Source organism: Methanospirillum stamsii (genome assembly GCF_003173335.1).
In the GTDB taxonomy this organism is placed as follows: domain Archaea; phylum Halobacteriota; class Methanomicrobia; order Methanomicrobiales; family Methanospirillaceae; genus Methanospirillum; species Methanospirillum stamsii.
Map to the genome: position 1 here is coordinate 1 of NZ_QGMZ01000046.1, position 7170 is coordinate 7170.

The 7170-nt window shown below is 39.5% G+C and carries 5 protein-coding genes and 1 pseudogene; 1 reads left to right on the forward strand and 5 read right to left on the reverse strand.

What is annotated here, in order from left to right:
- Nucleotides 1-284 precede the first annotated feature (284 nt).
- Nucleotides 285-1619: an ATP-binding protein gene (locus tag DLD82_RS16360; protein ID WP_109942207.1), complete on the reverse strand. Its 1335-nt coding sequence runs from the start codon at nucleotides 1617-1619 to the stop codon at nucleotides 285-287.
- Nucleotides 1620-2198: 579 nt separating this feature from the next.
- Here DLD82_RS16360 and DLD82_RS16370 point away from each other — a divergent pair.
- Entirely contained in the window at nucleotides 2199-3158 is a 960-nt protein-coding gene (locus DLD82_RS16370) for an aminoglycoside phosphotransferase family protein (RefSeq protein ID WP_109942209.1), read from the forward strand.
- A gap of 227 nt (nucleotides 3159-3385) precedes the next feature.
- Here the strand turns inward: DLD82_RS16370 and DLD82_RS16375 are convergent, their stop codons facing one another.
- From DLD82_RS16375 to DLD82_RS19040, 4 genes and pseudogenes are all read right to left on the reverse strand, one after another.
- Nucleotides 3386-4165 (reverse strand): ABC transporter ATP-binding protein, encoded by a 780-nt coding sequence (locus tag DLD82_RS16375; protein WP_245920484.1) that lies wholly within the window; start codon nucleotides 4163-4165, stop codon nucleotides 3386-3388.
- A 44-nt stretch (nucleotides 4166-4209) separates the two neighbouring features.
- Entirely contained in the window at nucleotides 4210-5286 is a 1077-nt protein-coding gene (locus tag DLD82_RS16380) for a FecCD family ABC transporter permease (protein WP_109942211.1), read from the reverse strand.
- Between the two features lie 71 nt (nucleotides 5287-5357).
- Entirely contained in the window at nucleotides 5358-6485 is a 1128-nt protein-coding gene (locus DLD82_RS16385; RefSeq protein WP_181391496.1) for an ABC transporter substrate-binding protein, read from the reverse strand.
- 374 nt (nucleotides 6486-6859) lie between these two features.
- A pseudogene (locus tag DLD82_RS19040) lies at nucleotides 6860-7170 on the reverse strand (hypothetical protein); the annotation flags it as partial.

The following is a 7170-nucleotide window of genomic DNA, read 5'->3' on the forward strand; positions in this document are numbered from 1 at the left end:
AAAATATTGATCAAAATTGGAGAGGATCAAGATAACTAACCATTTAAACATGACATTGTAGAGTTATTACAAACCGATAATTGTATAGAAATCAGTGCGACAAGAAGGGGTAATGTTGTATGTGTATTGGTTTTAATATTTAATTTTGGCCTATATCACAATTCAGGTCTAAATAATCAGATATTTTTCGTGCATTAATCGTGCAAATCATGCAAAAATAGTGCATTAATCGTGCAAATCATGCATTATCACACCTATTGATATCAATATATCTCACCATTCACTCACTCATTCGGATTTTTAAGGAAGTATTTTGTTGCTCTTCCTTTTCCATGTCGTTCCAGAACACCCCGATCCATCAGATCTGAAAGTTCATATTTTGCAGTTCTGGAAGAAACCTCAACCAATTTTTGATATTCACCGCTTGAAATACTTTTATGTTCTTTTACATAGAGAATTGCTCGTATTTGACGTTCATGCAAACCTATTCCAGTAAGATAGTCCATACTCATGGGATCTTTTCGAATGACAATGGTAAATCCGAATCCATCAGAAGAGAAAACTGGTTCTGAAAGTCCGTTACTTGTACAGGCATTAATCATTCGTTGTATTCCTGAACCATACTGTTCGACAAACCCTGCCAAATAAAACACTTTTGCCATCAGAGGATTTCTAAGAACTGAATGGGGTGATCTCTTCAGATCATCAACACTGATTCCAGGAGGAAGACCACCCGGATTGTGCATCCACAGATGGTCATCATACACCTTGACTACGACCTGCTGACCTTTCTTAAAATAATCCCGGTGGATCAGAGCGTTGACGAGTGCCTCACGAATGGCCTCACGGGGGTAGTCCCATATCTCCTGTCGCTCCATCTGAGCACTGGTTATCTCATACCGGACATTAATGAAATTTCGAATCGCCTCTTCCCCTTCCTGGAATTGCTGAAACAAGTTACCCTCTATCCATCGGTCACCAGTAATTATCGTCGGGTCACGAAACCTCCCAACTCTGAGCACATACTCAGAAGAATAGGAGGGTTGTCTCTTTCCAAACAGGAGATAACCGGCATTATTCAGTTTTCCATTGGTAATCAGACCTAACCGGGTGAGAACTGCGTGAACAGGTTCAAGGTCATCCGCTGCCGACAACCGTCCGGACCTGGTTGCTAACCCCAGGAAAAGTCGTACAGTCTCCGGATCAATATCATCAGGACTATGATTTGAGGAAAGACCATCCCAAGCGACATCTCGGATAAAAAACTGCCTTAAATCTTCTCCTTCCATGATCCTCGTTGTATTCCCTACTCGTGAATAATACCGCCCCTCATAAGCAATCGGAATCAGACTCTTTTTTACGGCAATCCGGATGACGCTCTTCCCTTCAATTTCCATACAATCAATTGACGGATGTATCCCAAGAGAATTTACAATCGTATCTGAAAGCTCTTTAAGATCACTATTCAGGCACCTGCATCCGGTAACCTCCCCCGAATCTGAAACACCAATCAGCACAAACCCGCCCTCCGTGTTTGAGAAGGCCGAGAATGTTTTAAACATCGCTACATTTGGCTGCTGCTTAAATTCTATCTCTCCGTTCTCTATCCCGGATAACATCTCGCCAATAGATTGTACCCTCTCACCCTAAACCGAAAAATATATCAGCACTTAGAAATTTCTCAATCATCACCAACCAATCCTCCACATTCCGGACATTTTCCAGCAAAGGTGGGGTATATTGGTCTGAAATAACTCTAAATTTGAACGAAAGCATTTGAGGAAACCACTCAAATTTTTATATTGCAATTGGTTACCTCTTTCTTTTCGATTTCCAGGTTTTATCTCATTATGATCAGCCGGATCAATGACTCCTTTTAGAAGATTCTTCACTCCTGATTGCAGATAATCTCGCTGATCCCCACCACAAAGTTCATCACAACCTTCACAGAGAGAGTCATTAAGTTCGGATTTTTTGATCGCCATAATATCAACAAAATATGAATATAAAAGAGTTGGTTGTAATGAACCGATAACCTTTTGATTTCTTTCTTATACCTGTAAAAAATTACATTATCCATAATTACCCAGATTCTGGAAAAATTCTAACCCTGTTTCAGATATTGAAAAATTATCTCATGATCATTACATGGATAATAGTTGAAATACTATTATACGGTTGACATAAGGAAGCCAGAGATGACCATCAGACCAGACATATATTCAGAGATACAGCAGAATATCAACATCTTGCATATTGAACCTGTTCGGAAGGGATACTCTGATGATAAAAAATTTCTTCTCACGGCAAAAACCGGTGAAAGATTCCTACTTCGGATAACAGAATCTGACGATACTCAAATCCTCTCCGGAAGGAAGGAGATGTATTCACTGATGGACACACTCACCAGGTATTCATCACTGGTTCCCCGGTCACGGGCATGTTGGATTTCTGAGGACTCTCATTCCTGCATCATGATTCATGAGTACATGGAAGGTGATGATGGAGAAGCGACACTCCACCAGTATAGTCCGGATATCCAGTATGAAATCGGATATCATGCAGGAATAGAACTAAAAAAACTCCACCATCTAGCAGCTCCGGACACTCTTTCTTCATGGTATGACAGAAAAAAGCAGAAACATGAACGATATTGTGATGCATGTAACCGGGAACATCTGGCACCGGAAGAGTTGGATTTGGAGCCGGTTCATAGATATATCGCCGATAACATCCACCTGATGAAAGATGTCAGCCAGACATTTCAGCATGATGATTATCATCCTGCAAACCTTATCATCAATAATGGACAATTGACCGGAATTATCGATTTCAACCGGTATGATTGGGGAGATCCCATACACGATTTTTATAAACTGGCATTTTTTTCCCGCGAAATCAGCATTCCTTTCTCACGGGGCCAGATAGATGGTTATTTCATGGGAAATGTCCCTCCGGATTTCTGGAAAAGATATGCCCTCTATAATGCAATGAGTATCGTCCCTTCAATTGTCTGGTTCTCACGAATGGCATCCCGGAAAGAATTCGGAGAACAACTGAAAAAAGCAATAATTCTAATTAAAACCCTGATAGATGATCACAAAGGGTTTACTTCCGCGATACCATACTGGTATCATGATTTTCACATTAGTAAATAGTGAGGTTGTTCAACTTCTCTTTGGAAAGAAGAAAATCCCGGAGAGGTAAAATGCTCGGACAATGACCCCTTTAATCCTCTGAAATAATAATTCTTTAACCCTACCGTTGAGCATTGCAGTCTCGTCAGGATCCCATAATCCGGATATGATATTTTAAATTTATTTTTCGAACGAACAAAATTTCATATCTATATTCACAACAGACTTTTGAAAAGTCATTTTCATGCTCACTGACAACATTCATTACAATTTTTTACCGGGCACTTCGGAACGATATATGGTCTTCCATCCTCATCTTTGATTACTGCTTCAACTCCGTAAACTTCCCGGATATTTTCAGGTGTTAATACCGAGAATGGATCACCTACATCAAAAATAGATCCATTTTTCATTAAAAGTATTCTGTCAGCGTACCGGGCAGCCAGGTTTAAATCATGAATTGCCATGATTGAAGAGATTCCATTTTTATGAACCAGTGATCTCACTATTTCCATGGTCTCCAGTTGTTGCCGGACATCAAGATTTGACGTAGGTTCATCCAGTAACAGGGCATCAGTCTCCTGGGCTAATGCCCGAGCCAGTACCACTTTTTGTTGTTGTCCGCCACTCAGCTCGGTAAAATCTCTCATGGCAAGATCTTTAATTCCTACCAATTCCAATATTTCCAAAGTTTTCTTAATATCTCCCGGACTATTCCGCCATCCACAATGCGGTCTTCTTCCCATGAGAATGGTATCAAAAACTGTAGCAGGAAAGGGATTTGTAGAGGTTTGCGGAACATATCCCAGGTTTTTTGCAATTTCCATTCTGGTCATTGTATTGATGTTGGTATCATTAAAAGTAATAATACCACTTTGAGGATTCAGGATTTTATTAATACACCTGATTAGTGTAGATTTTCCTGCCCCATTCGGACCTAATATACCCAGTATTTCAGATCCCTCAAGTTCTAGTGAAACCTCATCAAGGATTCTGGTACTTGAGTAACTGAATACTAAATCTTTCACTTTAAGGAACATTGTTTACCCTATCCATTGTTGATTCCGTTTATTCACCAGTATCCTTTTCTTCGTCGCATGATCAGGTAAAAGAATAACGGAATTCCCATAAATGCAGTCATGACACCAATTGGAAGTATCACTGGTGGAATAATATTTTGTGCAACAACATCGGCTCCGGCCAGGAGTAATCCTCCTACCAATGCTGAGCACGGGAGCACATATTTATTATCTCCTCCGATTATCATCCGGGTGATATGAGGTGCAACTAATCCGATAAATCCAATGGTTCCGGTAAAAGCAACAATACTTGCAACCATCAGACTTGAAATTATCATCGACAGATTTCGTAACCGGTCCACATCCACCCCGAGACTTTTTGCCGTTTCATCACCGGAACTGATGATATTGAAATCCCAGGATTTCCAGATGAGAATTGGAAGACATACTGCTAAAACACATGCTAATACCCCTAATTTATCCCATGAAGCCTTTCCCATACTTCCGACCATCCAGAAAACAACACCCTTTACTGCATCAGGATCTGCAAAATATTCCAGTAACGTAACACATGCAGAAAAGAAGTACATAATCGTGATTCCGGAAAGAATCATGATTTCCGGTGTTGCTCCTTTGTGCCTGGCTATTCCTACGATAAACATCGATGAAATAAGGGCAAAAATAAATGCATTTCCAGCAATGAGGAAATTTCCAAAAAACCCCCATCCCATTATTATTGCAAGAGCTGCACCAAATCCTGCTGCGGAAGAAATTCCCAGTGTATAAGGACTTGCAAGGGGGTTTTTTAGAACCACCTGCATTACTGCTCCGGCAATTCCAAGTCCCATTCCTGCAAAAATTCCAAACAAAATCCGGGAGAGCCTGATATTCCAGACGACCTGATCAGCTACTTCACTGGGTACCTGGAAATACTGGGGAAGGAACTTATGAAAAATGACCGAATAAACTTCCAATACAGAAAGATCAATAATCCCCAGAGTTGTTGCCACTCCGATTAATACAACGATCAATAGGAGTAAAACAATGAGGAAGATAATTTTCCGACCAACAAAACTTGTATACTCTTGCTCGATCTTTTCAAGACTAATGCTACCTGTGTCAATAGACATCAGTTTTTCCAACGATTTCATGAATAATTTACCCAGGTTAGCATGTTTCCTATTGAGGCCATTTCAATCACTTAATTCCACGTGACATAGTCACCACAGTTTTCCAGCATCCAGTCATATAATCCGGAAACACCGTAAAATTTCTCTAATATCTCGTTACATTCCCCTTCAACGTTTAAATCTTTAAAAAGATCCGGATAGAATATTTTAGCAAGATAATAGCACTCACAAAGGCCGGTAGCAGGATCCCAACCCATTTTCCAGGCCATTGTATCATAAACCTGACTATTTTTTACAGCATTGACAACCTGTAAAGTTGGATCCGACAATACTACATCTTGAGTAGTATATGGAATTAAAATTACATCAGGATTCCAATCAAGAATTTGCTCATTTGAGATATCCACCTGGCCCCATCCAAATGGATTGGAGACAGTATTTACAGCAACATTTATGCCACCTGCTATTTCTATAGGTTCATAGATATTAGTAGTTGTAGGAATACCTGTTCCAGCACAGATGTATGCACGGGTTTTCTCCTCATCTGGAATGGTTGAAGTATATTCATTGATTTCATTGATTTTCTCATCACAATATTGAATTAAGTTTTCTGCTCGTAATGATGCATCCTTACCTAAAATTAATCCTAACATTCTCCAGGTTTCATAAGCTCCTTCATTAGAATCAAAATTTGCTTCAGGTTTAACGTAAATAAAAGGAATACCAGTGTTTTGACTAAGTACCTGTGAAGTATCTTTATCAGTATGGAACGTTCCAATGATTACATCGGGATTTAAGGATACAATTGCTTCCTGAGAGGGATCCATCGCTGAACCAACCTTTGGCAGAGTTTCAAGTTCAGGATATGCATGTAAAACCAGTAGATTACTGGAATTCTGGATTTGATTTCCAATTCCAACAACTTTATCAACTGCTCCTAATTGAACAATACGCCTTAATGGTCCGGTAAATAATGTGATAATGTTACTTACTGGTACATCTAAACTGACCGTCACGCCTTCACAATCTACCAATGTTAATGTTGTCTCATCACCTGCAATAATCGATTCAATCTGGGAAATGTCATCCTCATTAACGATCCCGTCATAATTAGCATCTGCAAACTGAGTCTTTTCGTTTACCCCGCTGATTATCCCTTTAAGATATGTGATATCATCTTCATCGATGATGTCATCCATATTGGCATTTCCATACACACTTAAGGTGAAATCATATGCACTGACCGGAATGGTAATAAAAATACAAGCAACCAGTAATAGTAAAAAATATGGCGATTTAATCATATTTTTCCTCTACAATGATAATTCGTTGCGATCTATTACCCAAGAATATAGACCATCCTCACCATAGAATTCATTCAGGATTTTATTCCCTTCTGATTCTGCATTTAACCCGGAACTTTGTTCAGGATAAAAGAGATTGGCAAGATAGAAGCATTCAGTTAATTCACTTTCAGGTTCGTTTCCCTGCCATCCGACTCGGATATAGTGAACATTACCGTTTTTGATAGCATTTACACTTTGCAAAGACGGATCTGAACCTGAACTCGGCATCAGTTAGGGAATATTGGGTAATTTAATTTGCGCGACAAGTCCCGAACCCTCTTTGGAACCTCTGACAATTCAGTACCCTCACCCACCTGATATGCGTAAACTTTACTGAACTTTGTGAGGAGATCGTGAGGAGATATTTGAGTTAAAAGTTTGGCTGCCTTCAAACGATTTAATATTGCACAATATATGTACAAACAGATAAATGATACAAAAATATGCCCAAAAAGTGCCTCATTACTTCGCAGGTAAATTTTGTCAGCCCTCAACTCATTTTTGAACGTATCAAAGTGTTTTTCAACCATATCACGTG